The 14,182-nt window shown below is 73.2% G+C and carries 12 protein-coding genes; 5 read left to right on the top strand and 7 right to left on the bottom strand.

What is annotated here, in order from left to right:
* The first annotated feature begins 23 nt into the window (after window positions 1-23).
* Window positions 24-1,751, top strand: a complete 1,728-nt coding sequence (locus NI17_RS04825) for a penicillin-binding transpeptidase domain-containing protein (protein WP_119267549.1) — start codon at window positions 24-26, stop codon at window positions 1,749-1,751.
* Between the two features lie 55 nt (window positions 1,752-1,806).
* On the opposite strand, the gene NI17_RS04820 is transcribed toward NI17_RS04825, so the two are convergent.
* Both NI17_RS04820 and NI17_RS04815 read right to left on the bottom strand, forming a co-directional pair.
* On the bottom strand, window positions 1,807-2,094 hold the full coding sequence (locus NI17_RS04820) for a DUF3040 domain-containing protein (RefSeq protein ID WP_068692990.1): 288 nt from the start codon (window positions 2,092-2,094) through the stop codon (window positions 1,807-1,809).
* Window positions 2,095-2,235: 141 nt separating this feature from the next.
* Window positions 2,236-3,864 carry a glycoside hydrolase family 10-like protein gene (locus NI17_RS04815; protein WP_068692989.1) on the bottom strand — a complete coding sequence of 543 codons (1,629 nt, stop codon included), beginning with the start codon at window positions 3,862-3,864 and terminating at the stop codon, window positions 2,236-2,238.
* 170 nt (window positions 3,865-4,034) lie between these two features.
* Here NI17_RS04815 and NI17_RS04810 point away from each other — a divergent pair, with 170 nt between their 5' ends.
* Window positions 4,035-5,258 (top strand): isochorismate synthase, encoded by a 1,224-nt coding sequence (locus tag NI17_RS04810; RefSeq protein WP_068692988.1) that lies wholly within the window; start codon window positions 4,035-4,037, stop codon window positions 5,256-5,258.
* 473 nt (window positions 5,259-5,731) lie between these two features.
* On the opposite strand, the gene NI17_RS04805 is transcribed toward NI17_RS04810, so the two are convergent.
* The 5 genes from NI17_RS04805 to menB form a co-directional block, all read right to left on the bottom strand.
* Window positions 5,732-6,652, bottom strand: coding sequence for a universal stress protein (locus NI17_RS04805; RefSeq protein ID WP_068692987.1), 921 nt, complete (start codon window positions 6,650-6,652; stop codon window positions 5,732-5,734).
* A gap of 91 nt (window positions 6,653-6,743) precedes the next feature.
* The gene (locus tag NI17_RS24355) at window positions 6,744-6,869 is read right to left on the bottom strand and encodes a hypothetical protein (RefSeq protein ID WP_267887211.1); all 126 of its coding nucleotides are present in this window, start codon (window positions 6,867-6,869) and stop codon (window positions 6,744-6,746) included.
* Window positions 6,870-7,087: 218 nt separating this feature from the next.
* Window positions 7,088-8,749, bottom strand: coding sequence for a 2-succinyl-5-enolpyruvyl-6-hydroxy-3-cyclohexene-1-carboxylic-acid synthase (gene menD, locus NI17_RS04800; protein ID WP_068692986.1), 1,662 nt, complete (start codon window positions 8,747-8,749; stop codon window positions 7,088-7,090).
* 249 nt (window positions 8,750-8,998) lie between these two features.
* Window positions 8,999-9,952, bottom strand: a complete 954-nt coding sequence (locus NI17_RS04795) for an o-succinylbenzoate synthase (RefSeq protein ID WP_243597612.1) — start codon at window positions 9,950-9,952, stop codon at window positions 8,999-9,001.
* Window positions 9,949-10,788, bottom strand: coding sequence for a 1,4-dihydroxy-2-naphthoyl-CoA synthase (menB, locus tag NI17_RS04790; protein WP_068692985.1), 840 nt, complete (start codon window positions 10,786-10,788; stop codon window positions 9,949-9,951). The genes NI17_RS04795 and menB overlap by 4 nt, the downstream gene beginning before the upstream one ends.
* Before the next feature lie 87 nt (window positions 10,789-10,875).
* Here menB and NI17_RS04785 point away from each other — a divergent pair, with 87 nt between their 5' ends.
* The 3 genes from NI17_RS04785 to NI17_RS04775 all read left to right on the top strand — a co-directional run bounded on the left by NI17_RS04785 (window position 10,876) and on the right by NI17_RS04775 (window position 14,178).
* Window positions 10,876-12,054: an AMP-binding protein gene (locus NI17_RS04785; RefSeq protein WP_068692984.1), complete on the top strand. Its 1,179-nt coding sequence runs from the start codon at window positions 10,876-10,878 to the stop codon at window positions 12,052-12,054.
* A 262-nt stretch (window positions 12,055-12,316) separates the two neighbouring features.
* Window positions 12,317-13,651, top strand: coding sequence for an RNA polymerase sigma factor (locus NI17_RS04780; RefSeq protein WP_068692983.1), 1,335 nt, complete (start codon window positions 12,317-12,319; stop codon window positions 13,649-13,651).
* A 173-nt stretch (window positions 13,652-13,824) separates the two neighbouring features.
* A complete protein-coding gene (locus NI17_RS04775) occupies window positions 13,825-14,178 on the top strand; it encodes a hypothetical protein (RefSeq protein WP_068692982.1) in 354 nt (117 codons plus the stop codon).
* Window positions 14,179-14,182 lie beyond the last annotated feature (4 nt).

Genomic DNA, 14,182 nt, shown 5'->3' with positions numbered 1-14,182 from the left:
CGCTAAGGACGACGCTCTTGAGCGTGGACGACGAACGGACGTCCCCGGGACGTCCCCTCTCCCAGCCTCCCGGCGCTCCCCGTCCCCCCTACCACGAACCGCGACGGCGCTCCCGGCGGGGTCCCCTCCTCGGCCTCCTGGCCGGGCTCCTGGCCGTGGGCCTGGCCGGCGGCGGCGTCTACTGGTACCTGACCACCCGTCCCGTCCCGGAGGACACCGTGGCCGCCTACGTGGCCGCCTGGAACTCCGGCGACTACCAGGACCTGAACCAGTTGACCACCGGCCTCGAGGCCACCCGCCTCCACTCCGACGTGGCCGAGAACCTGGGGGTCGAGTCCGTCGAGGTGACCGCGGGCGGCGTCGTCCGGGACGGCGGCACCGCCACCGCCCCGTTCACCGCCGTCATGACCCTCGGCGACGCCGGGGAGTGGAGCTACGAGGGCGAACTGCCGCTGGAACTCGTCGACGGCCAGTGGAAGGTCGCCTTCACCCCCTCCGCGCTGCACCCCGGGCTCACCACCGGTCAGACGCTGGCGCGCGCCGACACCTGGGGGGAGCGCGGCCGCGTCCTGGCCGCCGACGGCACCCCACTGGACACCGGGGACGTCTCCGGATCGATCCAGATGATCGTCGGCGAGGTCGGCGCCGCCACCTCCGAGGACGTCGCGGAGCTCGGCCCCGCCTACAGCGAGGGCGACACCGTCGGCAAGAGCGGCGTCCAGCGCTCCCAGGAGGCGCACCTGGCCGGAACCCCCACCACCGTGATCCAGGTGGTCGACGAGGGCGCGGAGCCCTCCGGGGAGCCGGACGAAGACGCGGTCGTCGGCACCATCGAGGGCTCCCCCGGACAGGACGTCACCCTCTCCATCGACCTGGAGGTCCAGCAGGCCGCCGCCAACGCGATCACCGGCCAGAGCAAGCCCACCGCCCTGGTGGCGATCCGCCCCTCCACCGGTGAGGTCCTGGCCGTCGCCAACGTTCCCGGCGGCTTCAACCGCGCCCTGGAAGGCCAGTACCCCGCCGGCTCCACCTTCAAGATCGTCTCCTACGACGCGCTGCTCAGCGCCGGACTGGGCGCCGGCGACACCGTGGAGTGCCCCAAGACCGCCGACATCGGCGGCTGGCCGTTCAAGAACGCCGGAGACGCCGAGTACGGCACCCAGAGCGTGACCGAGGCGTTCGCCACCTCCTGCAACACCGCCCTGGTCACCGAGGTCGCCGAACGACTGGCCCCCGACTCCCTCGTCGCCGCCGCAGAGAACTACGGGTTCAACCGCGACCTCGACATCGGCGTCCCCACCTTCTCCCCGTCCTTCCCCACCCCCGAGAACGACACCCTGCTGGCCGCCATGAGCATCGGCCAGGGGCAGATGCTGACCTCGCCCCTGCACATGGCCACCGTCCCGGCCGCCGTCGCCGACGGCTCCTGGCGGTCACCGGTGCTGGTCACCGACCCCGAACTGCCCGAGCGGCCCGCCCCCTCCCCGATCGGCAACGCCGAGCAACTGCGCACCATGATGCGGGCGGTCGTCACCGAGGGCACCGCCAAGGACGTCGGTTTCACCGGCGAGGTGCACGGCAAGACCGGCACCGCCGAGTACGGCGCCTACGTCGAGGGTGAGGAGATGTCCGCGCACGGCTGGTTCGTGGGCTACGAGGGCGACGTGGCCTTCGCGGTGGTCGTCGAGGACGGCGAGAGCGGAGCGGGAGCCGCCGCACCGCTGGCCAAGCGCTTCCTCGACGGGCTCTGACCCCCGACCCGCCACGGGCTTTTCGGCGTTTCGGCCGGAAAGCCCGTCGGCCTCCTCAGGGCGTGAGCGTCTGCGTCACCGCGCCCGATCCGGCGGGAGCGGGCACCTCCTCCTGGGGAGTGGGGCCGGGAACCGCCAGGAACAGCGCGACCAGCAGGCCGACCACCACGGCCGCGATCGCACCGCACACCGCCCAGGGCTTCCACTCCCCGCCCGCGTCCTCGGGAGCGATGTAGTCGTCCACGTCGAAGGAGGCCAGGACCTCGGCGAGGTCGGGATCGTCCGTGCTGAGCTGGTCCTCGATCTCGGCCAGAATTCGTCTTTCGTTCTCTCGCAGAGACATGGCGCCCTCCTTCACCGACCGGGGATTCCAGCACTGGTGCGCGTTTCTTCGACTCTGCCCCGCTACTCAGTTTCTATCCGTCCGGCGGCGGGCGATACCCGGCTCCGTGCGCACGGATCTAACCAGAAGGTTGGTGTTGGCTCACCCCGGATTCACCACGGCGCCCGCTCCGGGGGCGCTTTCGACCCGGAAGGAGTCCAGCGCGGTCACGTGGTAGCGCACCGCCTCGGAGGCCGCGTACCCGTCGCGGTAGGTCCGCCGACCGCCGCCGAGCACGGCCACCAGGTGGTCGGCGTCGGCCAGCACGCACAGGTCGGCGTCGGCGGGCACCCGGTAGACCGCGTACATCCGGTCGGTCTCCGCCCCCTGCCAGCTCAGCGTCACCCCGTCGGCGTCGGCCTCGGCGGTCAGTCCGCCCACCGGCGCGGGCGCCCCCCGCGCGTCGTCGGCCACGGGCGGCAGCGCGGGACGCGCGTAGTGGTCGGCGGCCACCCGTTCGACGGCGCCGCGCGCCCTGCCGTCGAGGTCCTTCATCGAGAAGTAGACGTCGCCGGTGATCTCGGGGTGGGCGGTGTTGAGGTCGAGTTGGACCGACAGCGCGTCCTCGCCCTCCCAGCCGTCCTCGCCCACCCGGTAGGCGGCCTGCCCGATGTAGAGGTCGACGCCGGTGCCCGCCACCTCGCTCGCCCACCACGGCGCGAGTTCGGCGTAGTCGGCGGTGGCGAAGCCCTGCGGCCAGTACAGCTGCGGGACGACGTAGTCGATCCAGCCCTCCCGGATCCAGGTGCGGGTGTCGGCGTTGAGGGCGTCGTAGGACTGCAGTCCGCTGGTGTCCGACCCCGTGGGGTCGCTGCTGCGGTTGCGCCAGATGCCGAACGGACTCACCCCGAACCGCACCCACGGCTTGGTCTCCTCGATCCGCTCGTGCACCCCGCTGATCAACTGGTTGACGTTGTCGCGCCGCCACGCGGCCCGGTCGGCGAAGCCGTCCCCGTGGGCCCGCCAACTGGCGTCGTCGTCGAAGGTCTCCCCCTCCGCCGGGTACGGGTAGAAGTAGTCGTCGAAGTGCACGCCGTCGATGTCGTAGCGCTCCACGACGTCGGCGACCACGTCGACGACCCATTCGCGGGCCTCGGGGTTGCCGGGGTCGAAGTAGCCCTGGTCGCCGTAGGTGACCAGCCACTCGGGGTGCCGCCGGACCGGATGGTCGTCGACCAGGTGGTCGATGTCGGCCTCCTGCCAGCCCACCCGGTAGGGGTTGAACCAGGCGTGCAACTCCAGGCCGCGTTCGTGCGCCTGCTCGACGGCGAACTCCAACGGGTCGTAGCCGGGGTCGCCGCCCTGCTCACCGGTCAGGTAGCGGGCCCACGGCTCCAGCTCGGAGGCGTACACGGCGTCGGCGGTGGGCCGCACGTGGAAGAACACCGCGTTCAGCCCCAGTTCGGCGGCGCGGTCCAACTGCGCGACGAGTTCGTCCTGCTGCTCCCGCGCGCTCAGCCCGGCCTCGGAGGGCCAGTCGATGTTGCGCACGGTGGTGATCCACACCCCGCGCAACTGCCGCTTGGGGTGGTCGGCGGCCACCTCGCAGTCCTCGGGGACCGGCGTGGCCTGGACCGCGGCGCTGTGCGACGGGGACGGTCCCGGTCCGGCGCCGCCCGTGTCGGCGGCGGGCGCGGGCACGTTGGGCGCGGCGCCCTCGGGAACCGACGCGCACGCGGCCGTCACCGACAGCAGCACCGCCACGGCGGCGGAACGGGCCAACCATCCCATCGGGCACTCCCCACAGCACACCTCGGAAACGGGGCGAACGCTCGCCAGCCTAGACGTCCCGGACCACCTCCGCCGCCACTTCGGCGGCTTGTCGCTGGTGGCGGCGTCATGCCCGACGGGGCAGCCGCATAGACTCCTTCCTCGTGATCTCTCCGACCTCCTGTGAGCGCATGACCGTGCGCACCGTGGCGCTGTCCGAGGAGCGCGCCCTGCTCGATCTGCTTCCCCCCACCGCTCCACTGGCCTGGGTTCGGCGGGGCGAGGGACTGGTGGCGTGGGGGACGGCCGCGCGGCTGGAACTGCCCGCCCAGAGCGAGCGCTGCGGCGGCGGGCGGTTCGCGGCGGCCGCCGAGTGGCTGGAGTCGCTGCTCGCGGGGATCACCGTCCACGACGAGGTCCGCCGGGCGGGCAGCGGCCCCGTGGTGTTCGGCTCCTTCACCTTCGACGGCCGCGACGCCGGGTCGACGCTGGTGCTGCCGCGCGTGCTCGTGGGGCGGCGCGGCGGACGCACGTGGCTGACGGTCGTGGGTGAGGAGTCCGATCCGCTCGTCCCCGCTCCGCCGCCCCGGCCGGTGGGCGGGCTGCGCTGGTCGCCGGGCACGGTGCGCGAGGACGCCTGGGCCTCCTCCGTGGCCCGGGCGGTGGAGCGCATCCGCGGCACGGAACTGGCGAAGGTGGTGCTGGCCCGCGACGTGGTGGCCGAGGCCACCCGCCCCGTCGACGTGCGCACCCTGCTGCGGCGGCTCGCCCGCGGCTACCCGGACTGCTACGCCTACTCGGTGGCCGGGCTCACCGGCGCCACCCCCGAACTGCTGCTGCGGCGCACCGGGGACCGCCTGGAGTCGCTGGTGCTGGCCGGAACCGCCCGGCGGGGGGCCACCGAGGACGAGGACACGGCCCTGGCCGCGGCCCTGCTCGACTCGGCCAAGAACATCGAGGAGCACGTCTACGCGGTCCAGTCGCTGCGCCGGGCACTGGAGCCGTTCTGCGCCGCGTTGCGTGTCCCCGCCCGCCCCGAACTGCTGCGCCTGGCCAACGTGCAGCACCTGGCCACACCGGTGCGCGCGACCCTGCGCCCGGGGGTGGCGACCCTGCGTGCGCTGGCGGCGCTGCACCCCACGGCGGCGGTGGGCGGCACCCCCACCCCGCTGGCGATGGAGGTCATCGCCGAGTTGGAGGGGATGCGCCGGGACCGCTACGCCGGGCCGGTGGGGTGGCTGGACGCGCACGGCAACGGCGAGTGGGGGATCGCGCTGCGCTGCGCCCACGTCGACGGCAGGCGGGCCCGCCTGTTCGCCGGGAGCGGGATCGTCGCCGACTCCGACCCGGCGGCGGAACTGGCGGAGACCACCGCGAAGTTCCACGCGATGCGCGCGGCCCTGACCGACGGATAGGGCGTCGGTGGGAGACGCTTCCCGACCGGAGTGTGGTTCCGGACCGGTGCCGGGAGGTCAGGCGGGCCAGGAGTGCCACCTCCAGGCGGCCTCAGCCCCGTGGGCGGTTTCCAGGTGACCTCCACCCCAGAGGGTCGTGCGGCCTCAACTCCGGAGGGGGCTCGGGTGGCCTTGGCCTCAGGGGGTCCTGTGGCCTCAGCCCCGTGGGGGTGGGCGAGACGCGTTGTAAGGACACGTCCGCCGGAGGGGGTGGGTCGGTGCGGGAGTGGGGAGGCGCCCCCGGGCGCCGAGCCACCCGCGCCTCCACCGACAGGTCACCGGGGAGAACACCGGGCACCCGCCCCGACACCCCCGGTACGGACCGGTCCGGAAAGCGCGAGAAGACGGAGGCGCGGGCGGACGCGGCGCCGGGGACGCCTCGACCGCCCACCACCCCGCGGTGACCCACCGCTCCCCGTCCGTGCCGCGCCCGCTCAGTCGGACTTCTCGGCGACGTGCACGACGGCGACGGGGACGACGGCGTGGTGCAGGACCGACCGGCTGACCGATCCCAGCAGCATCCCGGTGAACCCGCCGCGGCCACGCGAGCCCACCACGACCAGGTCGGCGTCGGCCCCCTCGGCGAGCAGCGCCGCCGCCGGGTGCTCCTCGGGGGCCGCCGCACGCACCGGGACGCCGCGGGTCAGCGGGGTGCGGGCGGCGTCGACCACCTCCAGCAGCCAGTCGCGGGCCCGTTCGACCTGGCGTTGGCGGTCGACCTCGACGTCGGTGTCGAGCACCGTGAACGGGTCGACGGGGGTGTCGGGCACCTGCCAGGCGTAGACCGCGACCAGTTCGGCGCGCATACGTTCGGCCTCGACCAGCGCGAACCGCAGTGCGGCGGCGGCGTGCGCGGAGCCGTCCACGCCCACCACGACGCGGCCCCTGCGTGCCGTGGGCTCCTGGCTGGTGGGCGGGACCACCACGACCGGGCAGGGCGCGTGGGAGGCGACGCGCTGGGCGACCGAGCCGAGGAAGAGCGATTTGGCGCCGCTGAGGCCGCGCGAACCCACCACGACCAGGTCGGCCTCCTCGGCCGCCTTCAGCAGCGCGTGGTGCGGTTCGACCCGGGAACTCTCGGTGACGGCCTTCAGGTTGGGCACGCGGGCGCGGGCGCGGTGCAGCGCCTCGTCCAGCAGCGCGGCGGCGGAGTCGGAGACCTCCTGGGAGGGCGCGGTCCGGATCGGGCCGCCGAGCGGGGTGGTCACCAGCGGCAGGCTCATGGCGTAGACCAGGCGCAGTGTCGCACCGCGTCCCGCGGCCGCGTCGGCGGCCCAGTCCAGGGCGTTCATGCTGCCCTCGGAGCCGTCCACTCCGACCACGACCGTGCCTGCTGCGGCTTCTCGGTCCGGCATGCGTTCTCCATTCTCCGTTCGGGGTCTCCGTGCCTTTTCTACCCTGTCGGCTGCTCCGTCCCGGCCGGACAGGAGCGTATGTCGGAGGGCATCACGCCCATCCGGGCTCTGCCTCCTGCGCGATCAGCCACAGCAGGAAGCGGAGTACGGCGAGGAACCCGCGGACCGGGTCGCGCCCGGGTTCGGGAAGCGGTCGGGGCTTCGGGGCGTCGGCCATGTTCTCTCCTTGCATTCGCTAATGCACGGCCGTATGCACGTGCATATGACCGTGAATCTAGCATCGAATTCGCCGTGGAAAAACACGACAGATCACCCGGAAAAAGACATCGAATCCATTTGATGGACCAAACACCGGCGCAGTTCCCCGACAGGAGCACCGGATTCCACCGCGCCCGACTCCCCCGGGGGCGAGACACCTCCCGCCCCCGGAACCCCTCACCGCACCGCGTCGGCCACCGCGTCCTGCAGGGCGCGGCGCAGGCGGGCCGAGGCGGCGCGGTCGGTGCGCACCTCCACCAGCCGCAGCCCCTCCCCCAGCAGGGCCTTGGGCAGGTCGGTGGCCCACTCCAGACGCGTGTAGGGCAGGTCCGCGGTGGCCGCGACCTGCTCCACGGACACGCCGTGCGGGGTGCCGAACACCCGCTCGAAGTGGGGATGTCCGGCCTGCTCCAGTCCGGAGAAGATCCCGCCGCCGTCGTTGTTGACCACCACGACCGCCAGGTCCGGGCGGGGCTCCTGCGCGCCGAGCAGCAGACCGTTCTGGTCGTGCAGCAGCGCCAGGTCGCCCAGCAGCGCGAACGCCCCTCCCCCGCCGTCGGCCTGGTGGGCCAGGGCCGCGCCCACGGCGCTGGAGACCGTGCCGTCGATGCCGCTGACCCCCCGGTTGCCGACGACGCGCAGCCCGCAGCGCGGCCGCATCACCGCGTCCAGGTCGCGGATGGGCATGCTGGACCCGGCGAACAGCAGTGACCCCGGCGCCAGGTGCGTGGCCAGGTCGCGGGCCAGCCGCAGCTCCGACAGCGCCTCGTCGGCGTCCAGCAGCCGGTCGGCCGCCACACGGGCGGCCGCCTCCGCCGCGGCCCAGGAGGCGGCCCACGCGGTGTCGGGGACGGCCGAGCGCGGCGCGCGCACCGCGCCGACCACGTCGGTGGCGGTGCGCACCGGGTCGGCGAACGCCGCGGGCTCGCCCACCACCACGTGCCGCCCCGCGCGGCGCAGGTAGGCCAGCAGTTGGCGGGACAGTCCCGGACGGCCGACGCTCACCACCAGTTCGGGCTCGTGCGCGGCGACGAACTCGGGAAGCGCCAGCAGCTGCCGGTAGCCGGAGACCGCCTCGGCGCGGCGGGCGTTGGAGGTGGGCTCGGCCAGCAGCGGCCAGCCGGTCTCGGCGGCCAACGCCAGGAACGGCACCGGGTCGTAGTCGCCGTCGCCGCACACGATCACGCCGCGCTCCACCGGGGGCAGCTCCACCGGTTCGGGCTCGCTCGGCAGCGGGGCGACGTCGATCCACGGCTGCTCGCCGCACCGCCCGTCCAGGGGCTCCGGCCACGGCGTGCCGCCCGGTTCGGGCACCAGCGGGTCGCGGAAGGCCAGGTTGAGATGGACCGGACCGGGGCGGGAGCCCCGGGCCGCCGCCCAGGCGCGGCAGGCCAGCGACCGCCAGTAGGCGACCATGCCCGGCACCGGTTCGGGCACCCCCACCTCGGTGAAGAACCGCACCGCCGACCCGAACAGGCCGATCTGGTTCACCGTCTGGTTGGCGCCGGTTCCCCGCAGCTCCGGCGGCCGGTCGGCGGTGAGCACCAGCAGCCCCACCCCGCTCTGGTCGGCCTCCAGGACGGCGGGATGGAAGTTGGCCGCGGCAGTGCCCGACGTGCACACCAGGGCGACGGGGCGGCGCGAGACCCGGGCCAGCCCCACGGCGAGGAAGGACGCCGAACGCTCGTCGATGCGGACATGGGTGCGGATCCGGGGATCGGCCACCAGGGCGAGTGCCAGCGGAGTCGAACGGGACCCCGGTGCGACGACGGCCTCGGCGAGTCCCAACCGGGCCAGCTCGTCGACCAGGACACGCGCCAGGGCGGTAGACGGATTCATGCACACTCTCTTGCCACAGGACCTACTTGTCAGTCGTATCCGCGAAACCCGGACGGTCCGTCCAGGAGACACCCGCGCCGACTCCCCGTGGGGAACCCGCGAGCCGACCATATAGGACCTGAGAATATGCCCCCTTCGCGGAGGGATCGCCACCACCGCCCGATGAGATCCGCTACGCCGCCCCGTGGTCTACACCAGTGGTCTGCGGCACGCCCCGCGTCCCCGTCCGGAAGGCCCCGAGAAGACGCGTCACGGCCACGGCGGCCGGTCGGGGCGCTCCCACTCGGCGCGCGCCGCGGCCATGCGGTCCCGCCACGCCGCGGCGTCGACCTCCACGGCGGACAGCCGCTCCTCGTCGACCTCGACCCGGCGCACCGGCAGCGCCCCGTCCAGCGGCAGCAGCGGATCGGCGGACACGTCGGCCTCCAGCAGCCGCATCGTGGCCAGTCCGCAGGCGTAGGGCAGTTCGGGCAGGGCCGCGGCCAGCGCCACGCCGGCGGCCAGCCCCACCGAGGTCTCGACCGCGCTGGAGACCACCACGGGCAGTCCGCACGCCTCGGCCAGCCGCAGCGCGGCGCGCACCCCGCCCAGCGGCTGCACCTTGAGCACCACGACGTCGGCGGCCTCGGCGTCGCGGACCCGCAGCGGATCCTCGGCGCGGCGGATCGACTCGTCCGCCGCGACCGGCACCGCCACCCGCCGCCGCACCAGCGCCAACTCCTCGACCGTGGCGCACGGCTGCTCGACATACTCCAGCCCGAAGCGGTCCAGCGCCCGGATCATGCGCACCGCGGTGTCGACGTCCCACGCGCCGTTGACGTCGATCCGCACCTTCCCCGAGGGGCCGATCGCGTCACGCACCGCCTCCACCCGGGCCAGGTCGTCGGCCTCGGTCTGGCCGCGCTCGGCGACCTTGACCTTGGCCGTGGCACAGCCGGAGGCGGCGACGAGGCGCGCCGCCTCCTCCGGGCCCACGGCCGGGACCGTGGCGTTGACCGGGACGCGGTCGCGCACCGGCTCGGGCCAGCCGACCTCGGCGGCCTCGTGGCAGGCCGCCCACCAGCGGGCGCACTCGGCGGGCGGGTACTCGGCGAACGGGGAGAACTCCCCCCACCCCGCCGCGCCGCGCACCAGCATCCCCTCGCGCACGGTGACGCCGCGAAAGCGGGTCCGCAGCGGGATGGCGAACGCCCGCCCCCTCACGGACGGCGCGGGAACTTGTCGAACTCGGGACGGCGCTTCTCCTTGAAGGCGTCGCGGCCCTCCTGCGCCTCCTCGCTCATGTAGTAGAGCATGGTGGCGTCCCCGGCGAACTGCTGCATCCCCGCCGCGCCGTCGCTGACCGCGTTCAGCGCCCCCTTGAGCATGCGCAGCGCCAGCGGCGACTTCTCCAGCAGCTCCCGCGCCCAGGCGACGGTCTCCTCCTCGAGCCGCTCCAGCGGCACCACCGCGTTGACCATGCCCATCTGCAGCGCCTCCTCGGCGCTGTACTGGCGGCACAGGTACCAGATCTCGCGCGCCTTCTTCAGGCCCACGGTCTCGGCCAGCAGCCAGGAGCCGTAGCCGCCATCGAAGGAGCCGACCTTGGGACCGGTCTGGCCGAACCGGGCGTTGTCGGCGGCGATGGTCAGGTCGCAGCAGACCTGCAGGACGTTGCCGCCGCCGATCGAGTACCCCGCGACCATGCAGATGACCGGCTTGGGCAGGCGCCGGATCTGCACCTGCAGGTCGAGCACGTTGAGTCGGCCGATGCCCTGCCGGGCCACCTCGTCGTCACCCAGGTAGCCGTCGTCGCCGCGGATCTTCTGGTCGCCTCCGGAGCAGAACGCCCTGTCACCGGCGCCGGTGAAGATGATCACGCCGACCGAGGAGTCGTCACGGGCCACGTTGAAGGCCTGCTGCAACTCGAACAGGGTCTGCGGACGGAAGGCGTTGTGCACCTCCGGGCGGTTGATGGTGATCTTGGCGATACCCTCGGCGGTCTCGTAGATGATGTCGGTGTAGTCCCCGGACCGCTTCCAGTCCACCACGCTGCCCACGTTCTCGCCTCTCCTGGTCGACCTTGCGCTTTCGGGGGTCCACCCTAGCCGCCTCCGCAGGCCACTCACGCACTACCCTTGACGTCCATGCCGAATCGACGCCCCCTGCAGGCGGCGGTGGGCCTCTCCCCCGAGCGTCTGACCGACCTCGTGGACGCCGCTCTCGACGGACGCGGACCCGCCCTGCTGCCGGTCGCGTCGGAGGTTCCCCGACCGCACCTGCGCGTCCTGCTGGAGACGATGCGCCCGGCGAGCGTGCGCACCCCCGACGGCGTGACCCCCCTGTCCGACGGCCTCGCCGTGGCCGACGACACCGCGCTGGTCATCGCGACCTCCGGGTCCACCGGCCGCCCCAAGGGCGTGGAGCTGGGCACCGCCGCGCTGCTGGCCGCGGCCCGCGCGTCCGTGGCGCGGATCGGCGCGCTGCCCGACCAGCCGTGGCTGTGCGTTCTGCCCACCGCGCACGTCTCCGGCCTGCAGGTGCTGCTGCGTGCCCGGGTCCTGGGCGCGCCGGTGCTGCACCGCCCCTTCGATCCGGCGGCGGTCATGGCCGAGGCCGCCGAACACCGCCCGCACGTGTCGCTGGTGCCCACCCAGCTGCGCCGCCTGCTGGCCGCGGGCGCGGACCTGTCGCTGTTTCGCACCGTGCTGCTGGGCGGCGCCGCGGCGGGAGAGGACCTGCTGCGCGCCGCCCGGCAGGCGGGGGCGCGCGTGGTCACCACCTACGGCATGAGTGAGACCTGCGGCGGCTGCGTCTACGACGGCCTGCCCCTGGACGGGGCCGCGGTCGAGGTGGACTCGGAAGGGCGGATCTGGCTGTCGGGGCCGATGCTGTGCGACGGCTACCGGCTGCGTCCCGACCTGACCGCCCACCACCTGGTGGAGCGGGACGGCCGCCGCTGGCTGCGCACCGGCGACCTGGGCGTGCTGGAGGAGGGGCGGCTGCGGGTGCGGGGCCGGATGGACGACGTCATCAACACCGGCGGGCACAAGGTGGTGGCCGCCGAGGTGGCGGCCCTGCTGAACCGGATGGACGCGGTCGCCGAGGCCGTGGTGGTGGGCCGTCCCGACCCCGAGTGGGGGCAGCGGGTCAGCGCCGTGGTCGTCCCCGCCGACCCGGCCGCGCCCCCGACCCTGGAGCAGGTCCGCGACTGGGTGGGCGCGCACCTGCCGCGCTACGCCGCCCCCCGGGAACTCGACCTCCGCGCCGAACTGCCGCTCCTGGCCTCGGGCAAACCGGACCTGCGCCGCCTGGGTCAGGCCTGATCGGGAACTTCACGGCCGCACGCGTCGTCATACCGGGGTGAACACCGCTGTCTTCCACCCGCGACCAGCCCGTCCCCCTTTACCTCATCCGCAGCGTGTTCAGTGCCGGGGAAGCCGGTGATCGCCATCACTTCTGCCGATATCCAATCGAGATTCGGGAACATTTGACTCTTCCACACGTTGGACATAGTGGCGTGCCCAAGACGGCGGTTCTCCTCTTCCGCCACGCGCCTGACTGTCTTGAAGGGAGGGAGGTGCCCTCATGTCGCGCACTGCCCTAGCCGCCTCTCCCATGACGGCGGAGGTTGAGGCCGCCTCGGCGACGCTCGACGAGCTGATCACCCGGGGACGTTCCCAGGGACACGTGTCTCTCTCCGAGCTGCGCACCGCGTTCTCCGAGGCCGGGATCAGCCCCGCCGAAGGCCGCTCCATCCTGCGGGAGCTGTCCGAGGCCGGAGTCCGGCTCGCCAACGGCGAGGACACCACACTGGAATCGGTCGATCCCGGCGACGACGAAGCCCTCGAAGCGGCCCTGGAGGCCACGCCCGCCGAGACCGCCGAGACCGCCGACAGCCGCCCCCGCAGGGGCAAGAACCGGAGGAAGAAGGCGGCTCGGACCGAGACCGAGGTCCACGACAGCCACGAGGCCGACCTGGACGACCACTCGCCGGCCCTGGGCGACTCGGTCCACACCTACCTCAAAGCTATCGGACGTCGTCAACTGCTCACCGCCGAGCAGGAGGTCGACCTCGCCAAGCGGATCGAGGCGGGCCTGCTCGCCGAGTACAAGCTGGGACTCCTCGACGGCGCTCCCGAACCCCGGGAGATGGGCGACACCGAGCGCGAGGAGCTGGAGTGGATCGCCGAGGACGGCCGCCGCGCCAAGGCCCACATGCTGGAGGCCAACCTGCGGCTGGTGGTGTCGGTGGCCAAGAAGTACAGCGACCGCGGCATGTCCCTGCTCGACGTCGTGCAGGAGGGCAACCTCGGCCTGATCCGCGCGGTGGAGAAGTTCGACTACGCCAAGGGCTACAAGTTCTCCACCTACGCCATGTGGTGGATCCGCCAGGCCATACAGCGCGGCTTCGCCGACTCGGCGCGCACCATCCGGCTGCCCGTGCACGTCCTGGAGCTGCTGAGCAAGGTCAGCCGTCTGGAGCGGGACATGCACCAGACGATGGGACGCGAGCCCACTCCCGAGGAGCTGGCCCGCGAACTCGACAAGACCCCGGCCCAGATCGAGGAGCTGCTGCGGGTCACCCGCCAGCCGATCAGCCTCGACTCCACGATCGGCGAGGACGGCGAGACCCGGATCGGCGACCTCATCGAGGACGTCGACGCCTCCGAGGCCTCCGATGTGGTGGACCGCCAGCTCATGGCCGACCAGCTGCGCCGCGCGCTCGACGACCTGGAGCCCCGTGAGGCCACCATCATGTCGCTGCGCTTCGGCCTGCTCGACGGACGTCCGCGCACCCTGGACGAGATCGGCAAGCACCTGGGGCTGACCCGCGAACGCATCCGCCAACTGGAGAAGCAGTCCCTGTCCAAACTGCGGCACCCCAGCCGCGCCCAGCAGCTGCTGGACTTCGCGAGCTGACCCGGCCCGCCCCGCACGTCGCGGCTCCCACACCTCGGGGACGGTGTGTCGGAGCCGCGACGCGGTTTCGGGCCGTACCGCCCGGGACGCGCTGATCAGGGATCTCCCTGAATCGTCCCCGAATTCCCCGCCCGCCCTGGGCACCCCGTGCCGCGGTGGCCGATACTGGACGCATGAGCACCGAGCCTGTCCCCCGCGACGAGATCGCCGCCTCGTTGAAGACCAGCCGCGAACTCGGCCCCGACTACGACGACGCCGTGGCCTCCGCGCTCGCCGAGCGCCTCGACCAGACCATCGCCCAGCAGGTCAGCGCCCAGATCGACGCGCGGATCCAGGCCGGGGCCCTGCCCAACGGCAGGGGGGTGCGGGGCAACACCGTGCGCATGGTCATGGCGATCGTCTCGCTGGGCGTGGCCGTCCCGCTCACCGCGATCGGCGCGGGTATAGCGGGCTCCGCCGGAATGCTGGTCGCCTGGGTCGGTGTTCTCATGCTCTACTTCGTCGTGGCGCGCAGCGTCAGCGACTGACCAG

The sequence above is a fragment of the Thermobifida halotolerans genome (assembly GCF_003574835.2).
In the GTDB taxonomy this organism is placed as follows: domain Bacteria; phylum Actinomycetota; class Actinomycetes; order Streptosporangiales; family Streptosporangiaceae; genus Thermobifida; species Thermobifida halotolerans.
This window is presented reverse-complemented; position numbering and strand designations above follow the sequence as displayed.

What these genes read in the sequence shown, in the direction of transcription:
- NI17_RS04820 (WP_068692990.1), bottom strand. Translation starts at nt 2,094, where the DNA reads ATGTCTCTGCGAGAGAACGAAAGACGAATTCTGGCCGAGATCGAGGAC.
- menD (WP_068692986.1), bottom strand. Translation starts at nt 8,749, where the DNA reads ATGAATCCGTCTACCGCCCTGGCGCGTGTCCTGGTCGACGAGCTGGCC.
- NI17_RS04780 (WP_068692983.1), top strand. Translation starts at nt 12,317, where the DNA reads ATGTCGCGCACTGCCCTAGCCGCCTCTCCCATGACGGCGGAGGTTGAG.
- NI17_RS24355 (WP_267887211.1), bottom strand. Translation starts at nt 6,869, where the DNA reads ATGGCCGACGCCCCGAAGCCCCGACCGCTTCCCGAACCCGGGCGCGAC.
- NI17_RS04810 (WP_068692988.1), top strand. Translation starts at nt 4,035, where the DNA reads ATGACCGTGCGCACCGTGGCGCTGTCCGAGGAGCGCGCCCTGCTCGAT.
- NI17_RS04815 (WP_068692989.1), bottom strand. Translation starts at nt 3,864, where the DNA reads ATGGGATGGTTGGCCCGTTCCGCCGCCGTGGCGGTGCTGCTGTCGGTG.
- NI17_RS04775 (WP_068692982.1), top strand. Translation starts at nt 13,825, where the DNA reads ATGAGCACCGAGCCTGTCCCCCGCGACGAGATCGCCGCCTCGTTGAAG.
- NI17_RS04785 (WP_068692984.1), top strand. Translation starts at nt 10,876, where the DNA reads ATGCCGAATCGACGCCCCCTGCAGGCGGCGGTGGGCCTCTCCCCCGAG.
- NI17_RS04805 (WP_068692987.1), bottom strand. Translation starts at nt 6,652, where the DNA reads ATGCCGGACCGAGAAGCCGCAGCAGGCACGGTCGTGGTCGGAGTGGAC.